At 70.0% G+C, this 26,217-nt stretch carries 16 protein-coding genes and 1 pseudogene; 6 read left to right on the plus strand and 11 right to left on the minus strand.

Annotation, left to right across the window (positions count from 1 at the left end):
* Positions 1-35 precede the first annotated feature (35 nt).
* Complete coding sequence (locus ACGF3J_RS31470; RefSeq protein WP_161329360.1) at positions 36-1,022, plus strand: BtrH N-terminal domain-containing protein; 987 nt, start codon at positions 36-38, stop codon at positions 1,020-1,022.
* Here ACGF3J_RS31470 and ACGF3J_RS31475 read toward each other — a convergent pair.
* The 8 genes from ACGF3J_RS31475 to ACGF3J_RS31510 all read right to left on the minus strand — a co-directional run bounded on the left by ACGF3J_RS31475 (position 1,006) and on the right by ACGF3J_RS31510 (position 16,854).
* Positions 1,006-3,162: a ThuA domain-containing protein gene (locus ACGF3J_RS31475; RefSeq protein WP_393855300.1), complete on the minus strand. Its 2,157-nt coding sequence runs from the start codon at positions 3,160-3,162 to the stop codon at positions 1,006-1,008. The genes ACGF3J_RS31470 and ACGF3J_RS31475 overlap by 17 nt on opposite strands.
* 6 nt (positions 3,163-3,168) lie before the next feature.
* Complete coding sequence (locus ACGF3J_RS31480; protein WP_393855301.1) at positions 3,169-6,009, minus strand: carbohydrate-binding protein; 2,841 nt, start codon at positions 6,007-6,009, stop codon at positions 3,169-3,171.
* A 241-nt stretch (positions 6,010-6,250) separates the two neighbouring features.
* The gene (locus ACGF3J_RS31485) at positions 6,251-8,455 is read right to left on the minus strand and encodes an RICIN domain-containing protein (RefSeq protein WP_161329833.1); all 2,205 of its coding nucleotides are present in this window, start codon (positions 8,453-8,455) and stop codon (positions 6,251-6,253) included.
* Positions 8,456-8,510: 55 nt separating this feature from the next.
* Complete coding sequence (locus ACGF3J_RS31490; RefSeq protein WP_393855302.1) at positions 8,511-9,896, minus strand: ricin-type beta-trefoil lectin domain protein; 1,386 nt, start codon at positions 9,894-9,896, stop codon at positions 8,511-8,513.
* 144 nt (positions 9,897-10,040) lie between these two features.
* The gene (locus ACGF3J_RS31495) at positions 10,041-11,225 is read right to left on the minus strand and encodes an SGNH/GDSL hydrolase family protein (RefSeq protein WP_393855303.1); all 1,185 of its coding nucleotides are present in this window, start codon (positions 11,223-11,225) and stop codon (positions 10,041-10,043) included.
* A 35-nt stretch (positions 11,226-11,260) separates the two neighbouring features.
* Positions 11,261-13,636, minus strand: coding sequence for a glycoside hydrolase N-terminal domain-containing protein (locus tag ACGF3J_RS31500; protein WP_393855304.1), 2,376 nt, complete (start codon positions 13,634-13,636; stop codon positions 11,261-11,263).
* 110 nt (positions 13,637-13,746) lie between these two features.
* A complete protein-coding gene (locus tag ACGF3J_RS31505; RefSeq protein WP_161329837.1) occupies positions 13,747-15,558 on the minus strand; it encodes a CBM35 domain-containing protein in 1,812 nt (603 codons plus the stop codon).
* Between the two features lie 78 nt (positions 15,559-15,636).
* Positions 15,637-16,854, minus strand: coding sequence for an ROK family transcriptional regulator (locus ACGF3J_RS31510; RefSeq protein ID WP_161329838.1), 1,218 nt, complete (start codon positions 16,852-16,854; stop codon positions 15,637-15,639).
* A gap of 381 nt (positions 16,855-17,235) precedes the next feature.
* On the opposite strand from ACGF3J_RS31510, the gene ACGF3J_RS31515 reads away from it, so the two are divergent.
* The 3 genes from ACGF3J_RS31515 to ACGF3J_RS31525 all read left to right on the plus strand — a co-directional run bounded on the left by ACGF3J_RS31515 (position 17,236) and on the right by ACGF3J_RS31525 (position 21,571).
* Positions 17,236-20,031: a glycosyl hydrolase gene (locus ACGF3J_RS31515; protein WP_393855305.1), complete on the plus strand. Its 2,796-nt coding sequence runs from the start codon at positions 17,236-17,238 to the stop codon at positions 20,029-20,031.
* A 314-nt stretch (positions 20,032-20,345) separates the two neighbouring features.
* Positions 20,346-20,759, plus strand: coding sequence for an SRPBCC family protein (locus ACGF3J_RS31520; protein WP_161329840.1), 414 nt, complete (start codon positions 20,346-20,348; stop codon positions 20,757-20,759).
* A 305-nt stretch (positions 20,760-21,064) separates the two neighbouring features.
* On the plus strand, positions 21,065-21,571 hold the full coding sequence (locus ACGF3J_RS31525) for a MarR family winged helix-turn-helix transcriptional regulator (protein WP_393855306.1): 507 nt from the start codon (positions 21,065-21,067) through the stop codon (positions 21,569-21,571).
* Between the two features lie 18 nt (positions 21,572-21,589).
* On the opposite strand, the gene ACGF3J_RS31530 is transcribed toward ACGF3J_RS31525, so the two are convergent.
* Positions 21,590-22,252: an FMN-dependent NADH-azoreductase gene (locus ACGF3J_RS31530; RefSeq protein ID WP_161329843.1), complete on the minus strand. Its 663-nt coding sequence runs from the start codon at positions 22,250-22,252 to the stop codon at positions 21,590-21,592.
* A gap of 138 nt (positions 22,253-22,390) precedes the next feature.
* Between ACGF3J_RS31530 and ACGF3J_RS31535 the strand changes: the two genes are divergently transcribed.
* Together ACGF3J_RS31535 and ACGF3J_RS31540 are read left to right on the plus strand one after the other, a co-directional pair.
* Positions 22,391-23,056 (plus strand): nitroreductase, encoded by a 666-nt coding sequence (locus ACGF3J_RS31535; RefSeq protein WP_161329844.1) that lies wholly within the window; start codon positions 22,391-22,393, stop codon positions 23,054-23,056.
* Between the two features lie 91 nt (positions 23,057-23,147).
* Positions 23,148-23,876 (plus strand): SDR family oxidoreductase, encoded by a 729-nt coding sequence (locus tag ACGF3J_RS31540; RefSeq protein WP_161329845.1) that lies wholly within the window; start codon positions 23,148-23,150, stop codon positions 23,874-23,876.
* Positions 23,877-23,933: 57 nt separating this feature from the next.
* On the opposite strand, the pseudogene ACGF3J_RS31545 reads toward ACGF3J_RS31540, so the two are convergent.
* Together ACGF3J_RS31545 and ACGF3J_RS31550 are read right to left on the minus strand one after the other, a co-directional pair.
* Positions 23,934-24,679, minus strand: a pseudogene (locus ACGF3J_RS31545) (SAM-dependent methyltransferase).
* 220 nt (positions 24,680-24,899) lie between these two features.
* A complete protein-coding gene (locus ACGF3J_RS31550) occupies positions 24,900-26,213 on the minus strand; it encodes a cation:proton antiporter (RefSeq protein WP_393855307.1) in 1,314 nt (437 codons plus the stop codon).
* Positions 26,214-26,217 lie beyond the last annotated feature (4 nt).

Consider the following 26,217-nt stretch of genomic DNA (forward strand, 5'->3'; position numbering starts at 1 on the left):
AGGTCGTAGGGTGCCCAGGAAGGAGGATGAGCCGCGTGGCCATGGTGAAGGACATCGATGCCCGGCCTGCCGAGCACTGCGAGACGGCGGCGCTGGGCGTCCTGCTGCGGCATGGGGGACTCGACCTGTCCGAGCCCATGCTCTTCGGGCTCGGCTCCGGCTTGTCCTTCGTCTACTGGGCGAGTAAGAACATGGACTTTCCCTTCCTGGGCGGACGGGTCAAGCCGTTCGAACTCACCAGAAATCTGGCCGGCACACTCGGACTTGAGCTGCGGGTCGAGGAGACCACCTCCCCGCGCAAGGCATGGCACAACGTCGCGGCACCCATCGACGCCGGCCGGCCGGTGGGTCTGCAACTCGACAGCTACCACCTGGACTACTTCAGCACCAAGGTGCACTTCGGCGGGCACATCGTCGCCATGTACGGCTACGACGACCACGACGCCTACCTGGTGGACACCTCCCAGCAGGGCGGATCCGTCTCCACGAGCCTCGCGGCCCTGGCCGGTGCCAGGGCCGCGCGCGGCCCGATGACAGCACGGCACCGCTCCTTCACCCTCACGGTGCCCAGCGGCCTGACGCCGGCGCAGGACCGGATCATCCCCGCGATCAAGAGCTGCGCCGACGCCTTCCTCAACCCGCCCATCGCGAATCTGGGCCACCGGGGCATCGAGAAGGCCGCCGCACAAGTGCCGAAGTGGCTGGAACGAACCGGCAATCCGCAGGAGGACCTGCCGAGGGCCGCCGCCCTCATGGAGAGCGCCGGCACCGGCGGCGCCCTGTTCCGCAACCTCTACCGGGACTTCCTCGCCGAGTGCGCCCGGCAGATCGACGACGACCACCTGCGCACCGGACACAGCCTGTATGCCGAGGCGGCCACCCTCTGGACGCAGGTGGCCGCACTCGTCGCGGCGGCAGGCGGTTCCGGTGACGCGAGGAACCTCACGGAGGCCGGCTCGGTCCTCCACGACATCTCACGCGTCGAACGCGACGCGATGCGGGCACTCAGCCTGCTCCGGTGAAGCGGTCGGCCCAGTGGGCGGTGCGGTCGAGATATGCCGTCTGGGCTGCCGCGCCCGTGAGTCCGTAGGCGCCGTCGTAGGTCCGGTACCCGGGGTTCTCCGGCGGAACGGCGGCTGCCGGTTCGATCTGGCTGCCTTCGTGCCACTCGTTGAAGGACGTGACGGACACCCAGGTCGGGGAGCCGCCGATGGCGGGATCGAGGGCGTTGTTCCACTGCCGGTCGTACGCCGCGCCGTTGTTCCGCTCCACGGTGGGCGTCGTGTTGCCGGGCACGGCGCGGTCGTCGAGGTAGCCGGGTGCGACGGAGGGAGCCCAGATCAGGTCGTGGGCCCGGGCGTAGTCACCGGCCTGCTTCCAGCCCGGGGCCGTGGCGCCCGCGATCCCGTCGTAGGTGTACATCCCGGAGAAGTGCGCGATCTTGGTGGTGTCGGTGGTCTGGGCGAGCACGCTGCTGGTGCCGGTGACCTGGTCGAGCGGGGACCAGTCGGTGATGTCGAGGCTCTGGAAGACGTAGAAGGCGTTCCTGCCGCCGTGCTCGGGGGAGCGGTAGAAGGCCGGGTGGCTGCCGTAGGTGTCGTTGATGTACTGGACGTCGGCCACGGTCGACGCGGCGGTTCGGCCCGCGTACGGCTCCAGGTGCCAGGCCACCTTGATGCCCTTCTTCTGGGCGGCGTCGAGGACACCCCGGGCGAGCCGGTCCTCGTAGCTGCCCCGGCCCCACCAGCTGTAGACGAGCACGCCGGCGCCGGATCGGGCGATCCATTCCATGTGCTGGGCCACGGCGCCGGTGAAGTCGCCGGAGTCGTAGGGGCCGAGAGCCGGGTAGAAGTCGGCTCCGACGGCGTCCGGCGGGGTCTGGCCGCCCTGTTGCCAGTGCCGCCAGCTGCCGTTCGTCGCCGGGCTGCCGTACCAGGGGTAGTAGAAGAGGTGCACGTCCGGGTTGAGCGCTTCGGCGGCGGGTTCGGTGCTGACGCTCAGGGTGTCGATGTCGAACAGCGCGCCGCTGCCGCCGGTGAACCGCAGGAACAGCGGACCGGACCCGGTGGCGCCGAGCGTGGTCGAGACGTCTGTGAAGGTCTCCCAGCCGCCGGTCACCGGTACCCGTACGGAGCCGAGCAGCGTGCCGGTGGCCGAGCCGGACCGGACCTCGATCGTGCCGCCCGCACCCGCCGACGACACCCTTGCCGAGAAGGAGCGGGCGCCCTCGGTGGAGACGGCGGCGTAGCCCACCCAGTCGTCGTTGTCGATGTAGCCCAGTGTCCGCCCGCCGCTGGCAGCGGCGTGCGGGGCCGCCTGTACACCGGAGCCTGACGTGTACGACTCCGCCTCGATCCGGTCGGAGCCGCCGGGCGCGGAACAGTCGGCCGGAGCCTGCCCGGCCGCATAGCGGACGGCCCCCAGCAGCAGGGAGCGGAAGGCCGGATCGCCGTAAGACTGCGCGGTGTGACCGAGTCCCGTGTAGAAGGAGCGGCCGTCGCCCTGGCTGTGACACCAGGTGATGGGATGGTCGCCACCCATGCTGCCGCCGCTGTAGGTGGTCTCGTCCAGGGTCTGGAGCACGTGGACGCCGGGACGGGGATTGGCGCGGTAGTTGTACCACTCGTCGGTGCGTGTCCACGTCGCCCCCAGGTGGGCGGTCGCGGGATGGGTGCGGTCCTCGGTCGCCAGCGTTGCCTGCTGGATCGCGGGGTGGCTGTCGAAGTAGGCGCCGACGAGACGGCCGTAGTACGGCCAGTCGTACTCGGTGTCGGCGGCGGCGTGCACCCCGACGAATCCGCCGCCGGAGTCGACGTACGTCTCGAAGGCGGCCTGCTGGGAGCCGTTCAGTACGTCTCCGGTGGTGTTGAGGAACACCACCGCCTCGTAACCGGACAGGCCGGAGGGCGTGAAGGCGGCCGCGTCCTCGGTGGCGGTGACGGTGAAGCCGCCCTGGCCGCCCAGCTCGCGCAGGGCGTCGATGCCGGCCGGGATGGCGTCGTGCCGGAAGCCGGCCGTCTTGGAGAACACCAGGACGTCGAAGTCCGCCGCCCTTCGCAGTGGGTCGGCCTGTGTCGCCGGGGCCGGTGCGGCGAGGGCGCACGCGACGGCCGTGGCGAGGATCGCCGCTCCGTGACGCAGGCGTCTCGTGAGAGTGGACACGGTTCATCACCCCTTTCGCGTCGACGCGGAGAGCGTCAGGGTGTCGATGTCGAACAGGGATCCGCTGCCGCCGGTGAACGTCAGGAAGAGAGGGCCGGTCCCCGTCGTGTTCAGCGCCGTGCTGACGGTGGTGAACGTCTCCCAGTCGCCCGTCACCGGGACCGGCACCGAGCCGAGCAGCGGGCCGTTCTGCGACCCGGAGCGGAATTGCAGCGTTCCTCCCGCCCCGGCCGACGAGACCCTCGCGGAGACCGAGGTGGCGCCCGCCGTGGGCACGGAGTCGTATCCGGCCCAGTCCCCGCTGTCGATGTATCCGAGGGTCTGCCCGCCGCTCGCCGCGGCGTGCGCGGCCGGCTGCACTCCTGATGACGAGGTGTAGGACTCCGCCTCCCAGGTCCTGGTGGCGGGTCCGCCCGTGGTGAAGGTGAAGGCGTCGACGTCGAAGAGGTTGCCCTGGCCGGTGGGTCCGCGGAAGACGAGGTACAGCTCGGTGCTGTCCGGCGGCACTTGGGACAGTGGTGCCGAGACGTCCGTGAAGGTCTCCCACCCTCCGGTCACCGGCACGTTCGCGCGGCCCAGCAGCGTTCCGGTCGCGGACCCCGCACGGACCTCCAGCGTGCCGCCCGCTCCACCGGAGGAGACCCGGGCGGAGAAGCCGGAGGCGCCCGCGAGCGCGTACGGCTTGAAGGAGATCCAGTCGCCGTCGTCGGTGAAGCCGACCGTGTTGCCGCCCTCCGCGTTGCCATGGGCGGCGGCCTGGACGCCCGACTGGGCGGAGAAGTGCTCGGCCTGACGGTGACGGGGCTGCAGGGTGCGCAGCGAGTGGGTGGTCAGGCCCGCGGAGTCGGTGTACTCCGCGTCCAGGACGCCGTACAGGTTGGCGGCGCTGTCGTGCTCGCCGTCGACCGGGATCGTGAGGGAACCACTGCACCCGTTCGTGGACGTGATGGCGTGGGTGTGGCTGTCGTGCCCGAGCAGATAGGTGACCTTGACCTTGGAGCAGTCGATGCCGCCGTCCTCCGGATCACTGACCTGCGTCCGGAAGGGAATGGTGTCCCCGAACGAGAACAACTGCCCGTCGAGGGGCTGCTGGAGTGTGACGGACGGGGCGGTGTTGCCGGCCGTCACGACCAGGCTGGCGGTGCCGGTGAGGCCCTCGGCGTCCTTGACGGTGAGGGTGGGACGGTAGGTGCCCTTGGTGGTGTAGGTGTGGCTGGGATCGGCCTGAGTGGACGTCGAGCCGTCGCCGAAGTCCCACGAGTAGGTGAGCGGCTTGCCTTCGGGGTCGGAGCTGCCCTGGGAGGAGAACTTCACGGTGAGGGGCAGGCCGCCCGAGGTCCGGTCGGCGGAGGCCTTGGCCACCGGGTTGCGGTTGCTGCCGGCCAGGTACTCGATGCGGTACAGCGCCTGGTTGTTGCTGCCCGTGCCGTAGTCCAGGACGTACAGCGCGCCGTCGGGGCCGAAGTCGGAGTCCATGACCTGCGTCCCGCTCCACGGGAAGTCCTCGATCGCACCGTAGCCGCCGCTCCCGGTGACCTCGACGGCCTTGATCCACCGACGTCCGAACTCCGTCGCGAAGTAGCGGCCGTCCAGGGTCTGCGGGAACTTCACGGAGGAGTCCAGGGCGGGGTCGTAGCGGTAGATCTCGCCGCCCATGGGGGACTCGGAGCCGCCACCGAACTCGGGCGGGGAGCCTTCCAGCCCGTACTTGATCCAGCTCGGCTTCGCGGCGGGCAGCTTGGCCTGACCGGTGTTGCGGAAGGAGTTGTTGGCGGGTCCACCGCCGCAGTCGTACTTGGTGCCGGAGGGGCCGCTCGGGAAGGTGTACTCGTTGTACGTCTCGGCCGCCGTGTTCGTGCCCGTGCAGTAGGGCCAGCCGTAGTTGCCCGGTCCGGTGATGCGGTTGAACTCCACCTGGCCGCCGGGGCCGCGGTCCGAGGCGGTGCCGCCGGCGTCGGGCCCGTAGTCGCCCAGATAGACGATTCCCGTGGGACGGTCGACGGACATCCGGAAGGGGTTGCGGAAGCCCATGGCGTAGATCTCGGGCCGTGTCCTCGCGGTGCCGGGTGCGAAGAGATTCCCGGCGGGCACGGTGTAGCCGCCGTCGGCGGTCGGCTTGATCCGCAGCAGCTTGCCGCGCAGGTCGTTGGTGGAGCCGGAGCTGCGCTGTGCGTCGAACTGGGGGTTGCGGTCGGTGCGTTCGTCGATCGGGGCGTATCCGGCCGAGTCGAACGGGTTGGTGTCGTCCCCCGTGGTCAGGTAGAGGTTGCCGGCCGCGTCGAAGTCGATGTCGCCGCCGACGTGGCAGCATTGGCCGCGGTCGTTGGGGACTTCCAGGATCACCTTCTCGGCAGTGGTGTCGAGGGTGCCGTCGGCCTTGAGCGTGAACCGCGAGAGATTGAGGTGCCCCTTCCACGCCTCGAAGTCGGCGGCGCTGCCGGTGACGGGGGCGTCGCCCGCGGGGGTGTTGAGCTTGGGGGAGTAGTACACGTAGACGTAGCGGTTCACGGAGAAGTCCGGGTCCACGGCGATGCCCTGCAGACCCTCCTCGTCGTGCGTGTAGACGTCCAGTTTCCCCGCCTGCTTCGTGTTGCCGGCGGCGTCGGTGCGGCGGATGGTGCCGTCGCGGGAGGTGTGCAGGACGGACCGGTCGGGCAGCACGGTGAGCGACATGGGCTCGCCCAACTCCGCGGCGCCGGTCGCCATTTGTACCTGCTGGTAGTCGGACGCGGGGATGTCGGCGGCCTGGGCCGCGGAAGCGGGCGGAGGGCCCACCGCGGCCGCGGCGGCCACCAGGAGGGCGAGGGCGGTGATCGTTCCGCGTCTCGGGCGAGGACGCTGGGACATGCTGGTGGTTCCTTCCTGACGTCATGGGGGTTGTCAGGCAAGGCGCGCGCCGGATGCGCGTATTGCCGTCCGAGCACTGCGTGCAATGTGCAGTGATTGCGGGTGGCACGTGGAAAGTTGCGAGGAATTGCGATTCTTATGCAGGCTGGCAATGTGCGACACATTTGTCAAGCGCCTGTCAAAAAGGGCCTCGGCCGTCCCGTCGGTCCACTGGGCCGGCCGAGGCCCGGCGTCCGATGCCTCAGGGGTAGTTCACCAGATTGGCCACGTTGGTGGACGAGTTGGAGGGCCCGCCCCGGTCGTTGATGACATGCCGGATCGTTCCGGTGCCGCCGAGGGAGACGGTCACCATGTTCCGGAAGCGTACGTTCGGGTTGTTGGGGACCTCGAAGGCGTGCTCCGCGGTGACCTGCGGATTGACGTTGAAGAAGCAGTAGCTGCCGAGGCCGTAGGCCTGGTGGCTGGTGACGGAGTCGGCGACCTTGTAGGCGGCGTAGCCCTGGGTCGAGCCGTTCATCCAGGCGGCCTGGTTCGGCGGGTCGTAGGGCATCTCGTTCTGGTAGAAGTACGTCCGCCCGCCGTTTCCGTTCCAGATGGTCTGGTGCTTCTGGTAGTGCTCGACGAACAGGCCGTACATGGTCACGTCGTCACCGTTGACGACGAGTCCGGTGTCGGCGGTGTTCGTGTTCCAGCCGATGCCGCTGCCGTGGTCGCCGCGCCAGATCCACATGTGGTCGCCGATGACGTCGTCGCTGTTGACGACGAGGCTGGTGGTCGCCTTGCCGACGGCCGCGCCGCCGACCCGGAAGTACACGTCGTGCAGGGAGGTGGGGTTCGCCGAGTGGTCGGCGGCGGCACCGGCCGGACCGACCTCCATCAGCGTGCGCGAGTTGGTGGTGCCGGCGTCGAAGAGCACGCCCGCGATCTTCACGCCGTCGACGTCGGCGACGGTCATGGCGGTGACGCCGTTGTCCGGAATGAACGTGGCGAGTCCGAGGCCGAGGACCACGGTGTCGGGCCGGGTCACCCGCAGGGTCTGGTTCAGGTGGTAGACGCCGGGGGTGACCAGGAGGTTCTTCCCCTCGGCCAGGGCCGCGTTGATCTGGGCCGCGGTCGCGCCCGGCTTGACGACGTAGAACTGGTCGATGCCGAGTGAGCTGCCCGCGGCGTTGCCGTTGGCCCAGGTGGTGGCCGTGGAGTCGGCCCGCAGCGCGGGCACGAACACCCGGTACCCGCCCGCGTCGTCCACGTACAGGAACGGCTTCTCGCGCACGGTCGGGGTCTGGCCGACCGTGGTGTACGGCGGGTTGGGGAAGGTGTTGCCGGGGACGCCCTGGCTGCCGACGAAGACCATGTTCCAGTTGGACCCCGTCCAGCTGCCGAGCTGGGAGTTGCGGGTCAGCCACTGCTGCTGGGTGCCGGAGCGCACCTGGCCGTCGATCCTGCTGTCGGCCATGAAGCCGCCGCTCGACCAGCCGCCGTCACTCAGCTCCAGATTGCCGCGGACGTGCATCCGCCGGTACCCGGAAGCCTGTGACACCGCCCACCGGTCGGTGCCGCCGGGCGGGTTCACGGACAGGTTCTCGGCGCCGCGCCAGAAGTTGTGCGTGGCGTTCTGCGGCGGGAACCAGTCGGCTTCCACATGCACGCCGCCGTTGATCGTGACGGAGTCCGGCGACTGGCCGAGGCCCAGGACCTGGGTGTAGAAGCCGACGTTGACGTCATTGCCGTACGTACCCGGCTTGAACATCACCGCGTAGCGCTGGGAGCCGAACTGGTTCGTCTCCTGCTGCTCGAAGATGGTGTCCAGTCTGCTCTGAATCGTGGACGACGGCATCGAAGGGTCGAAGACGACCACGTTGGGACCGAGGTCCACGTCACCCGGTGCCGTGTTCACCGGCGTGACCTGGAACCGCTGGGCGGCCGAACCGTTGCAGGTGTACTGCACCAGCTGGACGCCGTCGGCCGTCGAGGCGGACGGAACGTCGAGGCACTTGCCGCTGTGCCGGTTGACGAAGTGGTACGCGCCGCCACCCTCGTCGACGGGCTGCCACTGCTGGTTGGCGCCACCGCCGTAGGTCCACAGGTGGACCGGGGCGTTGTCGGCCGTGGACACGTTGCTCACGTCCACGACCTGGTTGGCGTCGTTGCGGTTGTCGATCCGCACGTAGCCGTCGCCGGAGGGTGTGAAGTTCCACTGCTGGGCCGTGGTGCCGTTGCAGGCGTACTGCTGCACCACCGTGCCGTTCACGGTCCCGGCCGCCCGGGCGTCGAGACACTTTCCGCTGTTGGTGTTCACCACCCTGGACCAGCCGGTGGGCAGGGCGGCCGCCGCCGCGGGGGCGGCCTGGGCGGGGTGGACGGCGGTGAGGACCGAGGCGGCCGTGGCGGCGGCCACGAAGAACGCGGTCCACGGTCTGCGGGTACGTCGTGGGGATCGGAGCATGTCGTCTCCTGTGCCGGCGAGGCGGCGTGAGTGGGGGGTGGGCACGGCGGACCGGTCAGCCGTTGTACTGGGCGAAGACGCGAGTGAAGTCCCAGGGCTGCTGGGAGACGCCCGAGCAGGTGTCGGCCCCGCCGCCGGTGCAGGGCCGGTCGCGGTTGACCGACCAGAAGGTCAGTCGCGCGAGGTGCCGCTGCTGCGCGTAGGCGAGGATGGTGCGGAAGTCGGCGACGGTCACCGTCTCGGAGTTGTCGGTGATGCCGTTCATCGAGGAGATGCCGGTGTGCCGGTATGCCTGGTCGTCCGTGTACCCGTAGGCGTTCTTGACCGCCGTCTTGAGGCCCTCCGCCGCACGCACGGTGAGCTGCCCCATGTTCTGTCCGGCGCCGCCGAAGTTGAACGGCATGATCGTCCAGCTGTCCACGGTGAGGCCGGCGGCGGCGGCCTTGCCGATGAGGCTGCTGTCGGGGCCGTTCTGGCCGGTGCCGAAGGTGACGTACACCTTGATGCCGGGGTTGTTGGCCTTGACGGTCTTCAGTGCGTCGACCGTGCGCTGCTGCACGGTCGGGCTGTCGTACGCCGCGGCCTCGATGTCGATGTCGATCGCCTTGAGTCCGTAGGCGTTGATCACCTTCTGGTACGCGGCGGCCAGTTCGCCGGCGCTGCCGCACGAGCTCTCGAGCTTGTTGCCGCTCCAGCCGCCGAAGGACGGGATGACATCGCCCCCGGCCGCACGGACGGTGTTGACGGTCTGCTGGTCGACGCCCCCGGTCAGTGGGCGGCCGCCGTCCCACTGCGGGTTGCAGTACCCGTTGCTGAGTACGAACGCGAGCGTGAACCACTTGACTCCGGTCGCGTTCATCACGGTGGTGGGGTTCGGCGGGCTGCCCCAGCCGTTGTAGAGGTACGGCGCGACGGCCATGGCCCCCGGGCCCGGACCCGGGTCACCGCCGGTCGGCGCCGACCACTTCTGGTTGGCCGCCCCGGTACACGTCCAGATCTGCAGCGGGGTGCCGTTGGCGGAGTTGTTGCCGGCCACGTCCAGGCACTTGTCGGCCTGTGGGTTGACGATGTCGCGGGCGGCGGTGACGGTCCACTGCTGGGCCGCGCTGCCGTTGCAGTCCCACAGCTGGGTCCGTGTGCCGTTGGCCGTTCCGCCCGAGGCGACGTCCAGGCACTTGCCGAGCGCGCGGACGGTGCCGTCACCACCGACGGTCCACTGCTGCGCGGCGGTGCCGTTGCAGTCGTAGAGCTGTACGGCCGTGCCGTTGGCCGTGGCGGCGCCGGCGACGTCGACGCACTTGCCGCCGAGCCCAGTGATCTGCCCGGTGGCCGCCGCGGCGCCGTTCGCGGGTCCGCCGGTGAGGCCGGGGAGAAGGGCGGCGGCGGTCACCGTGCCCAGTGCACCGCGTAAGGCGGGTTGACGCAGGAGCGTCGTGGTCATGGTCATGGGGATGCCTCTCATATGGACGTCAGACATGTCATGAATCTGTCAATCAGGATCGCGACGCCTCCCGTCGGCCGGTTAGTTCACAACGTGAGTTAAGAAGTGAGAGATGTAGCTGTCAAGGGTTTGGTACAGACCAACTCAGGAGCCGGAGGGCCCCGCACACTCGAGGCTCGCGAGGTCGACCGCGTCGGCCATGGCCTGCATGCCCTTGTCGTTGGGGTGCAGGTGGTCGCCGTTGTCGAGGAAGGGCAGCAGCCGCTCGGGATCGTGGGGACTGCGCAGGACCCGGTCGAAGTCGGCCAAGCCGTCGAACTCGCCGCTGTCCCGGACGAACGCGTTGACCTCCTGCCGTACGGCCTCTCCCGCCGCGTCCCACTCGGACCAGCCCTTGTACGGGCCGACGGTGGCGCCGACCACGCACAGGCCGGCGTCATGGGACCGCTCGATGATCTCCCGGTAGCCGGCGATCACGTCCTCCGCCGTCACCCCGGTGTGGGCCTTGATGTCGTTGATGCCCTCGAAGAGGAACACGGTCCGGACCCCCGGGTGGGACAGGACGTCTCGCTCCAGCCGGCCGAGCGCGCTCTGCCCGGCACCGTCGGCGAGCACCTTGTTGCCCGAGATGCCCTCGTTGGCGACGCCCTCGACAGTGGTCGCGGTGGACCCGCGCAGCCGGCGTGCCAGATAGTCGGGCCAGCGGCGGTTCAGATCGGTCGAGGACTGCCAGCCATCCGTGATGGAGTCGCCCAGCGCGGCCACGGCACCGATGGAAGCGGGGGTCCGTACGGTGACGGCGTCGAGGTAGTACCAGGAGCCGGTGCGGTCCCCCCAGTCGGTGGCGCTCTCGTCGGCGGTGTGATCGCCCTGCGTGACGTACGACGTCGCCATGGCCATCCCGTGGCCGGTCGCGGGCCCCGCGGCGTTCGGGCTGTGCACGCTGACGACCAGGTCCGACCCGGCGGCGAACCGGCCGGGGAGCGGATCGCTGTAGACGGTCTGTCCGGCGGGGACGGTGACCGGGCGGGCACCGTCGAACGTCAGCCGCCTGTTGCTTCCGCGCACCAGCTCGGCCCCCGACTTCTGGAGGCCCGCGTAGACACTGTCGAAGGTCACCGGCCGGTCCCCGAAGGCGTTCGACAGCCGGATCCGAAGGTGGTCGCCGCCGACGCTGGTGCGCACGACGAGCCGGTAGCCGCGCCCCGCGACCCCCTCGCCAAGGCGGTCAGCACTGGAACCCCAGGTGATGGTGGAGTGCCGGCGAGTCGCTTGACCCGCATCCGCGGCGAGGGCGTGTCCGGAGGGCACGGCCAGGGTGAGCACCATCGCCAGTGCTCCTCCCACGGACGCGATCCGCCGGGTCACCGGTCGAACCCCTTCAGCGTGACGGACGCACCGGGTTTGAGCACGACATCGCGGGAGCGGCCCGCGAACATGACCGTCGTCGTGCGCCCGCCGACGCTGCGGAGCCGCAGCGACGTGGGCCTTGCGTTCCGCCACTCGAGGTCCACGACGAATCCGCCGCGCGCCGGAAGGCCGGTGACGTGGCCGGAGGCGGCCCAGGCGTCCGGCAGGGCCGGGAGCAGTTCGAGATGGCCGGGCCGCGAGTACAGCAGCATCTCGGTCATCGCGGCCGGGGTACCGAAGTTGGCGTCTATCTGGAAGATGCCGCGGCCCTTCTCCACCTCATAGATGTCGAAGAGGTTGAAGGCGGTGCCGTTGCTGCCGCCGCTCGACGGCCGGAGGTTGTTGATCACCAACTGGTACGCCTTCTCGCCGTCCTTGAGCCGGGCCCAGCACAGGCTGCGCCAGGCGTTGGCCCAGCCGAAACTGTTCATGCCGCGCGCGGTCAGCTGAGCGGTGGCTCCGTCGACGATCTCCCCGGGAGTGGTGCCGTCGGGGCGGATGCGGTCGCCGGGGAAGAGGCCGACCAGCCCGGACAGGTGCCGGTGCGTGGTTTCGCCGAGGTCGTCGGGCGACATCCATTCCTCCAGCCACCCCGTCTTCGGACTGACCCGAGGCAGGTACAGCCGCTTGCGCATCCCGGCGACGGTGTCGGCGTAGTTGGCGTCCCTCTTCAGCAGGGCGGAGGCGGCCGCGAAGTTGCCGAACAGCGTCCGGACCAGTTCCTGCGCGTACGTGATGCCCTTGGCGTCGAGCGGTCCGTGCTCGGGGGACCAGTCGCTGTCGGCGATCAGCACCTCCTCGGTGGTGCCGGGGAGGGTGTGGGTCAGCAGCCGTGCCTCCCAGAACTCGCAGGCGCCCTTGAGGAGCGGGTAGATCTTCGCGAGGTAGGCGGAGGACTGGGTGTATTCGTAGTGCTCGTACAGGCTGTTGCACAGCCACGCGTTGCCCGCCGGGTGCCACCACCAGCCGCCACCGCCATGGGGGTTGGTGGAGATGGCCACGGTCCACCCGGCTGTGCGGCCGCTGGAGTTGCGGTAGCGGTTGCGCGGGTCGTTGAAAAGCTCCTCGGTGAGCCTGGTCCAGGCGGGGAGCTGGGCGAGGCAGTAGGCGGTGAAGGCGTCGAAGCACCGGGACAGACCGGTCCGGTCGGCCATCCAGTAGTTCATCTGGACGTTGATGTCCGTGTGATAGTCGCCCATCCAGTCCGGGTCGTTGCCGTCCAGCCACAGGCCCTGGAGGTTCAGGGGCAGGCTGTCTCGCGAGCCGGAGATCATGAGGTAGCGGCCGAACTGCAGGTAGGCCGCCTCCAGGTCCGGATCTGGCACGCGATCACGGGTGCGCGCGTGGAGGCGTTCCCAGGTGTCCAGCTCGCGTTGTCCGGCTGTGGATTCACCGAGCGAGAGGTCGAACCGGCCGTAGAGCGCGCGGTAGTCGGCGACGTGGGTGCGTCGCAGGACGTCCGCCGATTCCGACATGGCGTTGCGGACCTTCGTACGGGCCAGCCGCTCCGGGTGCAGGGAGGGGTCGCGGAAGCCGGTGGTGGCGTCGGGCGCGTAGTTGGTGCCGGCGCTGACCACGACGGTGAGTTCCTCGCAGCCCGAGAAGTCGATCCGCGTGTCACCGACGGTGACCCTGCCGCCCCTGCCGCGGGCCTTGACGGCGGCGCCGTAGCGCAGGCCGTTCGCGAGCGTCGCGCCGAACGACTCGGCGCCTGTGGGCTGCTCGCCGTGCGTGCCGGTCAGGGTGATAGCGCCGGTGTAGCGTCCGCCGCCGCTCTGGGTGAAGTGCAGGACGATGACGTCGTCGGGGTGGCTGGCGTACATCTCGCGCCGGTAGGTGACGTCGGAGCGCACGTAGGAGCTGGTGACCACGCCCTGGGAGAGGTCGAGGTCGCGGCGGTAGCCGTGGACGGCGCCGAGGTCGTGGTCGGGGATGTCGACGGTGAGCCGGGCGAGCAGCGTGAAGGAGCCGAAGTCGGCCCGCCCGTAGGGGAACTGGCCGTCCTTGTCCAGGGTGTCGTTGAGTCCGCCGGTCCACATGGTGGCGTCGGTGATCAGCAGCAGTTCGCGCCCGGGGTCGTTGCCGGCGAGCGCGCCGATGCGGCCGTTGCCGACGGGCAGGCCCTGTTCGATGAGCGAGCCCTCGTCTCCGGGGGCCCGCCACCACAGCCGGTGACGGGAGGAGCCGGCGGCCGGCGCGTCCTCGGCGGGGCGGACGGGAGCGGCGGAGGCGGTGAAGGCGGGCAGCGTGCCGAGGGCGGCGGCGAGTCCCGCGGTGGTGGCGAAGGAGAGGAGGGTGCGTCTGCTCGGTTCGTTCGGGCAGGCGTTCATGGCGGCTCCGGATGCGTCTGGTGCGGGGGCCCGGCGCGGTCCGGACCCCCGCCGGGGAGGGCGAAGGGAGACCGGGCCCCTGCCAGGGAGGACGAAAGGAGATCGGAGGGCTACTTCTGCACGTCGATCCGGTCGATGTCCGGCGCGTATCCGTCGCCTCCGCTGTCGATGGTGATCGTGTTGGCCCCGGCCCTCAGCCTCACCGGTACATGGACGCTGTTCACCGTGGACCAGTCACCTGTGGAGGCGAACTTGTGCCGGGTGGCGCCGCCTCCGTTGGCGGAGATGAGCGCCGACCGGGCGTCGCCGGTGATGTAGGAGACCTTGATCTGGTAGGTGCCGGCCCGGCGCACGACGACGTCGTTGACGGTGACCTTGCCGCCGCCGTAGAGGTTGCCGACCTTGCGGCCGTCGGAGCAGGCGGAGCAGTCGGCCACGGAGGCGTTGCCGTCGAGGCTGCCCGCCTCGGCCTCGTAGCCGGTCCACTTGAGGCCGGTGCCGAGCGGTGTGACCGTGAACAGCCGGGAGCCGTGCGCGGGCAGAGCCTCGGTGATCTCGCCCCGGTAGGTGCCGAGCCGTTCGCCGTTCCACACGTCACGCACCGAGGCCCTGCCCTGGAAGCCGAGCGTCGACCAGTCGGCCATCACCGGGGCGGGCGCGTCGGAGAGGTTGAACAGCGCCACGGTGTAGGTGCCGTTCGGGTTCTTCGCGGCCCACACCTGCTGGGGGTCGGACGTGGTGACCGGTTCGGCGGGCGGCGCGCTGCTCTGGTTGATCGCGATGACCTCGCGGTTGGTCAGCAGCGACAGACCGTAGGAGTCGAGCCGGGTGAGATCGTCGCCGGTGTAGAGCGGGGACTTGGCGATCGCCCACAGGGTGGCGTAGCTCTGCCGCTCCGCCTTGGTGAGGCCGTCCATCTCACCGTTGCCGACGTTGAGGGAGTCGAGGTCGTTCCAGCCGCCGGGACCGGCGTGGTCGGTCCAGGCGGGTGCGTCGTCCCACCGGTCGTCGACCGAGTTCTCCCAGCTCACCAGAGTGTTGCAGTAGCACTCGACGTCGGTGTCGATGCGCCAGCCGTTGGAGTACTTCCTCCAGTCGGCGACGTGTCCGTAATCCAGCGACCAGGACAGCTCCAGGTGGATCGGACGGCCGGCGGTGTCGATCGCCTTCTGCCAGGCGGCGACGTCGGCGACGTTGTCGTAGTTGTCGCCGCTCTTGAAGGAACCGGGGCCGACGCCGTCGAGCTTGAGGAAGTCGTAGCCCCAGTCGGCGAACATCTGCGCCTGGGAGTCGATGTACTTCTGCGCGCAGGGCCGAGAGAAGTCGATCTTGTACGAGCTGTCCCAGCCATTCGTGGTGCGCAGGTCGTCGTGGACGATGTCGGCGGTGGTGCATCCCTCGGCGTTCCAGATCGGCGTCCTGCCGTCGCCGTACGCCTCCTTCTGCAGGCCGACCGGGAGGTAGATACCGGCCTTCAGCCCTTTGCCGTGGATGCGGTCCGCGACGGCCTTCATGCCGCTCGGGAAGCGCTCGGGATCGGCCTTCTGCCGGCCGTACTCGTCGAACCGAGGCTTCCAGGACCAGTCCATCCACCATCCGGCGTCGATGTTGACGTATTCGTAGCCGTACTTCTTGAGTTTGGCCGCCATGGCGTCGGTCTGCTTGGTGACGTTCGCCTCGGTGAGGTAGCTGTAGTCGCCCTTCGGGTTGAGGCCCGGGTACTTGGACGACTGCATGGTCCAGCTGGTCCAGCCCATGAAGGGCTTGGCGGCCGGCGTCGTGGTCGTGGAGGCAGGGGCCGCGGGCGTTCCCGGCTCGGCTCGTGCGTCGGGGACGGCCGTCATGAGCCCGGCGGTGAGGGCCAGGACGACGACGGCTCGCAGCCGCCTTCCGGGCAGGGCGGAGTACGAGGATGACCGCACGGGGCGTACCTCCTGGTGATCGGGGTGGTGAGGACGGGAAGGCGGCTCAGCCCTTGCTGCAGCCGATGGCGCGGTGCCTCAGAGAGTCGCGGCAGCGCCGTTGGCGCGCGGCCGGGCGGTGTCGGATCGGATGAAGCTCTGGATCGCGGTGGCGGCCGCACCGCGTGCCCATTCCTCGAAGGGCAAGGGGCGGGTCTGTACGTCGCACCGCGCGGCGGAGCCGAACGCGTAGGCGGCGAAGGTGTCGCGGATCTGGTCGGCGAACAGGTCGTAGGCGGCCAGGCCCTCGCCGGAGATGATCACTCGCTCGGGCCCGAGCAGGTTGGCCATGGTGGCGATGCCGCGGCCGATGGCCTCTCCGGCGGCGGCGTAGACCTCCCGCACCCCCGGGATCCCCCGCCGTGCCAGGTCCACGGCTTCGGCCGGGTCGGAGACCGCTTCTCCCGTCCTCTCGCTGATACGGCCGAGGATGGCCCCGTCAGCAGCGATCGCCTCCACACAGCCCCGGTTGCCGCAGCGGCACATGGGGCCGGCCGGGTCGATGGCGACGTGCCCGATCTCACCGGCCACCCCGTGCGCCCCGGCGACCACCTCCCCGTGCACGACGAGTCCGCAGCCGATGCCCGCGCCGACGGTGACCAGCGCGAAGTCGGACAGCCCGACGCCCGCACCGAACCATTGCTCGGCGACGGTCAGCGCGCGCACGTCGTTCTCCACGGTGACCGGCAAGCCGGTTGCGGTGCCGGCGAGTTCGCCGAGCGCCACCTCGCGCCACTCCAGGAACGGCGAGTAGCGCACGATTCCCTCGGCGCGGTCCACGTCGCCGGAGACGGCGAGTCCGAGTCCGAGTACCGGGACACCGAAGCCCTCTGCCTCGGTGAGCAGTTCCCGCACGAGCTCCGAGATCGCGGCGAGTACCGCGGCCGGGGCGGGATCCGTGAGCGGTATGTGCCGGGCCACGCGGATCCGGCAGCACAGGTCGGTGAGGACGCCGATGAGTTCGTCGCCGGTCGCCTTGATCCCGACGAACAGCGCTCGGCCTGCGTCGACCCGCACCGGGTTGGCCGGCCGCCCCAGCGCCCGGCGGGCGTCGTCGACGTCCTCCACCACATACCCGGCCCCGATCAGCGGCCGTACCGCCTTGGTCACCGCCGCGGCCGACAGGCCGGTCCGCTCGGCCACCTCGGAACGGGTGAGAGGACCGTGCGAGAGCACCGTGGTGAAGATCTGCGCGACCGCGGGCGTCTGGGCCGGGAAGACCTCGGGAGGGGGCGTCGGAGGCGAAGTCGACTGCATGGGCGGGAACTTAGGGCCGTTATTTTCCGGTGTCAATGAAAGAAGCAGGAACGCTTGAAGTCATGACTGAGCAACCTGAAAACTTTCAAACAGACTGCAAAACCTGCCTGTTGGCTCCCCATCGAAGGCAAGGCGTGTCGTTCTCGCCCATCCAAGACGGCCTGGGAGGCGAAGGCGGCCGGCATGCACACCACCGCATGTGGCGGTACCGCGGGTAACCAAAGCCCTTTTCAAGGACGACTGGCCCCTCGTGACGACGAGCTGCTCGCTCTCACTTCTCTCGCGCAACAGCTATTGACGCTTGTTTGTGAGAGTTTTACTTTCCTTCGTGTGAGAGCGCTCTCAAGACGTCGCTTACGTCAAGACTTTGAGGTTTCCTCCATGCCAGTCTCCCGCTCGCGATCCGCCTCTCGAAGCAGACCCGTCGCCGCTCTGATGCTGGTCACCGCGCTGGCCGCCGTGGGGCTCGGCCCCGCCGCGACTCCCGCGGCCGCGGCCGAAGTGCCGGTGGGCTCCGGCAGTTACTCCGACACCCGTCCCGCCGGAACCTCCGGGCCGACCACCAACACCGGTGCTCCGGTGACCCCCAAGGTCACTCCGGGTGCCAAGGGCAAACCGGTCCCGACCAACGACTGGTGGTCGTCCCTCGCCTTCCAGAGGTACGGCGACAATCCCTACTCCACCCCGATGTACGGGCACCCGCTCACCTACCAGGCAACCGCCGGCGGGCTGGAGGTCGGCTACCCCACCACCCCTGCGGTCGTCGGCGAGGGCCGCCAGTACGAGTATGCGCACAAGCGCGACCTGACCCTCGGCCTGACCGGCCTGAACTCCCCGGACACGAAGGCCGACGCCTGGTCCGACTGGACCGTCACGCCCTACTGGTCCGACGGCACCCGCACCCTGCGCACCACCATCGGCCACGGTCTTCCCTTCGTGTACGCCAAGGGAACCGGTGGCAACGCCCAGATCGCCACCGCGTCCACGCCCACGGTCTTCGCCGACCAGGGCAACGTCCTCGGGATCACAGTCGGCGGCCACCACTACGCCCTCTTCGCCCCCAGCGGCAGCGACTGGAACCTCTCGGGCTCCACGGTCACCGCGGCGCTGGGCGCCAAGGACTACTTCTCGCTGGCCGTGCTGCCGTCGGCCGACGCGCTGGCCACCTACAAGAAGTACGCATACAGCTTCGTCACCGGCTCCAAGGCGAACTGGTCCTACTCGGCGGGCTCGGTCCGGACCGGCTACACCCTCACCACTCAGGCGCAGGAGGGCAGCGAGACGGGGACCCTCCAGGCGCTCTACCGCCACCAGTGGCTGCACACGACGGATCCGCTGACCTCCTACACGTACGTGTCGTCGCGCGGCACGATGAAGGTGCGCGAGGGGAAGACGTTCACGACCGCTCAGAAGTCGTCGCCCGTCCTGCCCGCACTCCCGAAGTCGTCGGGCGTCGACCGGGCGCGCCTGAAGACCCACCTCGACGAAGTGGCCAACGCGGCCGACCCCTTCTCCGGGGCGACCGACACGTACTGGACGGGCAAGGCGCTCGGCAGACTGGCCCAACTGGTCCCCGTGGCCGACCAGATCGGGGAGACCGCCACCCGTGACAAGCTCCTGGGCCTGCTCAAGGGCCGGCTCCAGGAGTGGTTCACCGCCGGTGGCGCGAGCGAGTTCTCCTACGACAGGGACTGGAAGACCCTGACCGGCTACCCCGCGTCGTACGGCAGCGACACGGAGCTCAACGACCACCACTTCCACTACAGCTACTACGTCTACGCGGCCGCGATCATCGCCCAGTACGACCGGGCCTGGGCAGCCGACTCGGCGTGGGGCGGCATGGTGAAGACCCTCATCAAGGACGCGGCCAACCCCGCCCGCGACGACACGGCCTTCCCCTTCCTCCGCGGATTCGACGTCTACGCCGGCCACAGCTGGGCCTCGGGTCACCAGGGCTTCGCCGCGGGCAACAACCAGGAATCGTCGTCCGAGTCGACGAACCTCAGCGCGGCCCTCGTGCTCTGGGGATCGGCCACCGACGACAACGAACTCCGCGACCTGGGGACCTATTTGCTCACCACCGAATCGGAGGCGATCGCGCAGTACTGGTTCGACGCCGACGAGCAGGTGTTCCCCTCCGGTTTCGGTCACGACACCGCCGGGATGGTGTGGGGGAGCGGAGCGGCGTACGCGACGTGGTGGACGGCGAACCCCGAGGAGATCCACGGCATCAACGTCCTCCCCGTCACCGGGGGATCACTGCACCTGGCCGGACACAAGGCCGCGATCCGGCGCAACCTCGCCGAACTGGCGCGGGAGAACGGCGGCCCAGCGGTCGAGTGGCGTGACATCCTCTGGGAATTCGAGTCGCTCGCCGACCCGGCCGCGGCCAAGGCCAAGTGGGACGCGGGCCAGGCCGGCTACACCCCCGAGCAGGGCGAATCCAAGGCGCACACCTATCACTGGATCAGCACCCTGGACACGATCGGGGCCCCGGACACCGCGGTGACGGGCGACATCCCGACATCGGCCGTCTTCAGCAAGGGGACCACGCGCACCTACGCGGCGCACAACTTCGGCGCGTCCCCTCGCACGGTCACGTTCTCCGACGGCGCGACCCTGACGGTCCCGGCCCGCTCCACGGCGACGGGCACCGGAACGGGCGGCGGCGACCCGGATCCGGATCCGGATCCGCCCACGGGGAACGTCCTCCAGCTCCGTACAGGAGGCGCACTGACCACGGCGAACGGGACGACAGCCGGCAGCGACACCATCCCGTCCGCGGGCGGCGCGAATCACGACGGCACGCCGTACCAGCCGCTGGTCTACGAGGCCAAGAAGGTCAACGGCACTTACGCGGCCGGGGCGTCCACGGCCTTCCGCCTCCAGCTCGACGCGGGGAACGCGGTCGGACTCGGCCAGCAGGCGAGGATCAGCTACGACCTCACGGGCGACGGCTCCTTCGAACGGACGGAGACCTACCGGTACTTCGCGACTGATCCTGTGACCGGCTGGGAGACCTACGGCGAGAGCAGCGGCCTCAAGTCGGCGACGGGCACGCTGGGGAACCTGACGGGCGGCACGGTCCGCCTGGAGGTCTGGTCGGCGATCGGCAACGCCCCGGCGAAGCTGCGCACCGGGACGGCCGATTCGACACTGACGATCCCGTTCGGCTAGAAACCGGCCCCGCCGGAAGTGGGCATGCGGGCCCGTCGCCGCAGCCCCGTGCCCGTAGCCGCCCGGTTCCGGCGGCTACGGGCACGGTGGAACCGATCGACAGGCAGTGCGGACGCGAGCAGACCCGGTCGGATCCGACAGGGCACAGCTGGGCAGGACCGGGTGGCCGCGACGACGGCGGTGACCTCGCCGCACCGTTCCGGGCGGGACCCCGATGCACAGTCCGGGCGTCTCGGCCGCCCGAGCGCGTCCTGTCGGGTGAGCCGTCCCCGCGCCGGTTTTGCCCTCCCGGGAGCCGGGGCACTGGGCACGCCATGGGTGACTACGACAACGCGATCACGGTGAACGTTCCTCCCGGCAGGCTCTTCGCCTACCTCTCCGACGTGGAGAACCTGCCCGCCTACATGCCGCGCCTGACGGCCGCGCATCCCCACGACGGCGACCGGGTCACCGTCACCGCCCACATCGACCCGCCGGACGCCCCTGAACAGGACGTGACCAGCGAGGCCTGGATCCACGTCCTGGAGGACGGGAAGACCCTGGAGTGGGGCGCACCCGGGCCGCACGACTACCACGGCCGCCTCCACATCAGCGAAGGTCCCAGCGACGCCTCGTCCCGCCTCAAGGTCGAGCTGCACACGCAGCGGGCCGAGGGCGGACACATCAACGAAGGGCTCCAGGAAGCCCTGCAGGGCATCAGGGACGCGGTCGAGTCCGCCGAGCACTGACCCGGCACCGGGGCCGCCCTCCGGTGCGAGTGCCCGGCGGCACCGGGGGGCTAAGCCGACACTGCTCCACGCGCGAGGGGGTGAAGTTGGTCAGCACCCCCATCACCTCGGCAGGCGTCATCGACGAGTCCATGTGGAAGTGCAGGGATGGCATGACCCGCTCCTTGGTTCGGGAAGGCGGAACCGTCAGGGCTCACCTCCCAGGATGCGCCCCGGGCGGCACGAACGCACGGCCACCGTCCGGGCCCGGTATCCGTTTCATGTGAAACGGTCACGAACGGTTCGGTAGCTGTACGATGCCCCCCATGGCCTCCCAAGCTTCCCGCCGCGCCTCCGAGACCCGTGCCAGCGACCGCCCCGGCGACGCCTCTCCGTTCGCGCTCGGGCTGCTGCTGCGGCGTGCGCACTGGCGGGCGGCCGGCCTGATGTCGGAGGCACTGCGCCCGCTCGGCATCGAGCTGCGGCACTTCGCCGTGCTGATCGTGCTGGTCGACCGCGGCCCCACGGTGCAACGTGACCTCGCCGAGGCGACGGGGACGGACAAGGCGGGGATCATGCGGGTCGTCGACGACCTGGAGCGCCGCAACCTCGCCGAGCGCAAGGCCGTGCCCGGGGACCGCCGGGCACGGTCGGTGGAGATCACGCCCGAGGGGCTGGCGCTCTTCGACGCCGCGCACGTCGCGGCCGAGCCGCTGGCCGAGCGGCTGGTCGCCGACCTGGGGTCCGACGGCTCGGAGCAGCTCACACGGCTGCTGACCGTGCTGGCCCACCCCGGCGACCGGAAGCCGGTCCCGCCGGCTCACGCCGGATGAACCGAGGTCGCGCCATGCTCACGTGTCGGCATCCGCGGTGTGGCGGTCGGCCAGCGCCTTGGCCTTCGTGACCGCTTCGCTGTGCGCGCGCTCCCTTGAGGCCTGGAAGAGGGGGACCAGTTCCGCCATGGCGGGGTTGCGCGGAGCCATGGTGAGTTCCGGGACGATGAAATCGACGTCCAGGCCGAGAGTGCGCCCGAGGACGGCCTCCAGGTAGTTCTGCACGAACTCGAAGCCTTCGCGTGGCGTCCCGGGCGCGTAGGAGCCGCCGCGGCTCGCGACCACCACGGCCGGAGTCCCCTGTGCCGAGGGCGCCTCACCGGCCGTGCGACCGAGCAGCAGCACGCTGTCCAGCCACGCCTTCAGGGTCGACGGCACCGTGTAGTTGTACATGGGAGCGCCGATGACTACGGCGTCCGCCAGCTCCAGTTCCTCGATGAGCTCCAGGCGGGCGGCGAAGGCGGCGGACTGGCCGGGCGTGTGCTCCGACGCATCGGCGTAACCGGCCGACCAGGCGTCGTGGGTGATGTGCGGGACGGGTTCGGCGGCGAGGTCGCGGTAGACCACCGTGCCGCCCGGGTGCTGCTCCTCCCAGCCCCGGCGGAAGGCGGCCGTGACCGACCGGGACGCGGACGCCCCGGAGGGGAAGACGGACGAATCGATGTGCAGAAGTGTGGCCATGAAGCGTCTCCGTGCAGAGGTATCGGGGCCCGGACGGCGGCCGGGCTGCTCACGCAATGAAGTTATACACGAGATGGTCGCGAATGATACTGTCGCGCTCGAGACCATGATCATGAGCAACTAGGGAGATGCGTCTTCATGGACGTCTACGAGGCGGTCGCGAGTCGACGGTCCGTACGCCGATTCACCGACCGGCCCGTCCCTCGCCAAGTCCTCCAGCGTGTGCTGTCCGCCGCCGCGTGGGCACCCTCCGGATCGAACCTCCAGCCCTGGCACGCCTTCGTCCTCACGGGTGGACCGCTGGACTCGGTCAAGAAGCGGGCGGGTGCCCGGCTGGCCGCAGGCGGCCCCTGGGACGAACCCGAGTACGAGCAGTACCCGCCCGACCTCAAGTCCCCCTACCAGGAGCGCCGGAACGCCTTCGGGGAGCAGCGCTACGGGGCCCTCGGGATCCCGCGGGCCGACGTCGAGGCACGGCAGCGGGCCGCCTCGGCGAACTGGGACTGCTTCGGGGCGCCGGCCGCGATGTTCTGCTACATCGACCGCGATCTGGGCCGCCCGCAGTGGAGCGACGTGGGCATGTTCCTCCAGACGGTGATGCTGCTCCTGCGCGCCGAGGGGCTGCACAGCTGCACGCAGATGGCGTGGGCCAAGTTCCACCGGACCGTCGCCGAAACCGTGCGGCCACCGCGGGACCTGACCCTCTTCTGCGGTATGTCGATCGGATACGAGAGCCCGGATGCCCGCACCACCCGCACCGGCAGGGCTCCGGTGCGCGAGACGGTCACGTTCGTCGACGTCTGAGACTCATTCCTTCGGGCGCCTGAAGGAGCCTTTGCCCCCGGTCCCCCACACAGTGGTCCGTGAGCCACACATTCATGAGGAGAGGATTGCCATGAAGATCGCGGTCATCGGCGGTACGGGGCTGATCGGATCACAGGTCGTGGAGAAGCTGAACGCGGCCGGACACGAGGGGGTGCCGCACTCGCTGTCCACCGGCGTGGACGTCATCAGCGGGCAGGGCGTGGCTCAGGCCGTCGCCGGAGCGGACGTCGTCGTCAACCTGACGAACAGCCCGACCTTCGACGACGCCTCGCCGGCCTTCTTCCGGACCTCCATGGACAACCTGCTGACCGCGGCCCGCGAGGGCGGGGTCGGTCACTTCGTCGTCCTCTCCATCGTCGGCGTCGACAAGGTGCCGGAGCTGGACTACTACCGTGCGAAGGTTCTCCAGGAGGAGCTCCTGCGGTCCGGGCCGGTGCCCTACTCCATCGTGCGCGCCACCCAGTTCATGGAGTTCATGGACGCGGCGCTGACCTGGACGGCCGACGACGACACCGTCCGTCTCCCGGCCACGCCCATCCAGCCGATCGCGGCCAAGGACGTGGCCGAGGCGGTCGCACAGGTCGCGCTCGGCGCCCCGCTGAACGGCGTCCGCGACATCGGCGGACCCGAGGTCTTCGCCCTCGACGAACTGGGCCGGCTGACCCTCTCCCACAGGGGCGACGCCCGCTCGGTCGTCACCGACCCCACCGCCGGCATGTTCGCGGCCGTCAAGGGTGACGTGCTCACCGACATGAACGCCCACCTGGCACCGACCCGGTACGCCGACTGGCTCTCCTGATGTGCGGGGGGTGGGGGGCCGGGCAGCCTGCTGCCTGGCCCCCCACCCACACAGCCCTCAGCGGCGCATCAGCGCGAAGACGCCCCAGCCGAGGTACTCACGCTGGTAGCGCGTGTAGCGGACCGGTTCGGCGGAGAGCTCGGCCCGGATCTCGGCCGCCTGCTCGTCATCCGGATGGCGGTCGAGCCACCGCCGCATGTTGAGCCACTGCGCGGCCTGGTACCGGTCCCAGCTGTCCTGATCGGCCAGACCATCTCCACGACGTCGTACCCGAGGGAACCGAACCGCTCGATCAGCTCCGGCAACAGCAGAAAATCCTCCTTGCCGCCGGCATGGCAGGCTCGGGCGGTCTCCTGGTCCGGCACTTCCCGGCGCCAGTACGGTTCGCCGATCAGCATCAGCCCGCCCGGGGCCAGACTGGCGGAGAGCAGTTCGACCGTGCCGGTCACGCCGCCTCCGATCCAGGTCGCGCCGACGCACGCCGCGAGCCCGACCGGTTCGTCCGCGACGTGTCCCGACGCGTCGCCGTGTACGAACTCGACCTGGTCCGCGACACCCAGTTCGGCCGCGCGGGCACGCGCCCGCCCGGTGAACACCGTGCTGATGTCCACCCCGGTGCCGGCGATGCCGTGGTCACGGGCCCAGGTGCACAGCAACTCGCCGGAACCACTGGCGAGGTCGAGCACACGCGTCCCGGAGGCCAACCGCAGGGCACGGCCCAGCGCCGCGAGCTTGCCGGCGGTGAGCGGGTTGTGAATGCGGTGGCTACTTTCGCGAATGGTGAAGATGCGTGGAAGATCCACGAGAGGTGTTCCTTCGGTTCGATGCGGTCATGGCCTTCGAGGGGGACAGCCGGCCGAAGTCGGCCGCCGGAACTCGGACCGTCATCAAGAACACCTCGCGCAGTACGTACGGATCCTGGACGCCGTCAACGTAGACGGCCGTGGCCGACCCTTCCACCCATTAACCGGGAGCGGGCCACGGGGGAGACGCGGCACCGCCGCGAAGCGCACGCCGCCGGGGTCAGGGACGCTCGCCGGCCACGTCGTCCTCGCTCGGTGCCGGCCCCGTGTGGGGACGGTCCTGGGCCCACAGCCGCCGCAGCCGGTCCAGGCGGGAGATCGCGGGCGTGGCCGTGACTCCGTGCAGGACGACGGAGGCGAGGACGGTGAAGGCGACGACCGCCCACAACTCACCGGAGGGCACGTGAAACCCTTCCGTTCCGAGCGCGTGCGCGAGGTAGAACAGCGACCCGATACCGCGGACTCCGAAGAAGGCGGTGACCAGACGTTCCCGGGGTCCTGCCGCCGTGCCGAGCTGCGCGACCCAGCCGGTCAGGGGCCGGGTGACCAGCAGCAGGAGCAGACCGACGACGGCGCCCCGCCATGTCAGGTCCTCCAGGGCGCCCTGCGCCACACAGACACCCAGCAGGAACAGGAGCCCGGCGGTGAGCAGCCGCTCGACCTGCTCCACGAAGTCGTGCAGCACCGTGTGGTATCCGTGGTCGCGCTCGGCGGCGCGGATGCGGCAGGCGGTGACGAAGACGGCGAGGAAGCCGTAGCCGTGGGCGAGTTCGGTGACGCCGTAGGAGAGGAACGTGGCACCCAGGGCGACGAAGCCCTCCCGGTGCTCGGACAGCCGCACGGCCTGCCGGGCGGCACGGAAGAAGAGCCAGCCGAGCAGCTTGCCCACGGCCAGGCCGGCCAGCACGCCGACCACACAGGCGTACACCACGTCGACCAGCAGCCAGTGACCCACCCAGCCGCCGGACAGGCCGGTGCCCGCCGCCGCGGTCAGCGCGATCGCCGCCATGACGACGGGAAACGCCAGACCGTCGTTGAGGCCCGCCTCGCTGGTGAGGGCGAATCGGACCTCGTCCTCGTCGTGCTCGGAGTCGGTGGGCGCGCCCACCCGCACCTCGGAGGCGAGCACCGGGTCGGTGGGCGCGAGCACGGCCGCGAGCAACAGCGCCGCGGCCGGCGGCCAGTCCAGCAGCCACCAGGCCAGGAGCCCCGTCGCCGCGATCGTGAGCGGCATGGTGATGCCGAGCAGTCGCCAGGTGGCACGCCACCGGCGCGCACCGAAGGGGCGGTTGAGCGCGAGGCCCGCGCCCATCAGGGACACGATGACGCAGATCTCGGTCAGGTGCTCCACCCACACCCGGTCGCGCGCCAAATCGATCTCCGGCAACGGGGTGGGCAGCAGCTGCAGCAGGATCCCGCAGGCCAGGAAGACCAGCGGCATGGACAGCGGCCGCCGGGCCACCAGCCGGGGGAGCACCGCCGCCGCCAGAGCACCCGCCCCGAGCACGGTGAAGAGGAAATCAGCCAAGGTCACCGCT

Source organism: Streptomyces sp. NPDC048171 (assembly GCF_043202655.1).
Lineage (GTDB): Bacteria > Actinomycetota > Actinomycetes > Streptomycetales > Streptomycetaceae > Streptomyces.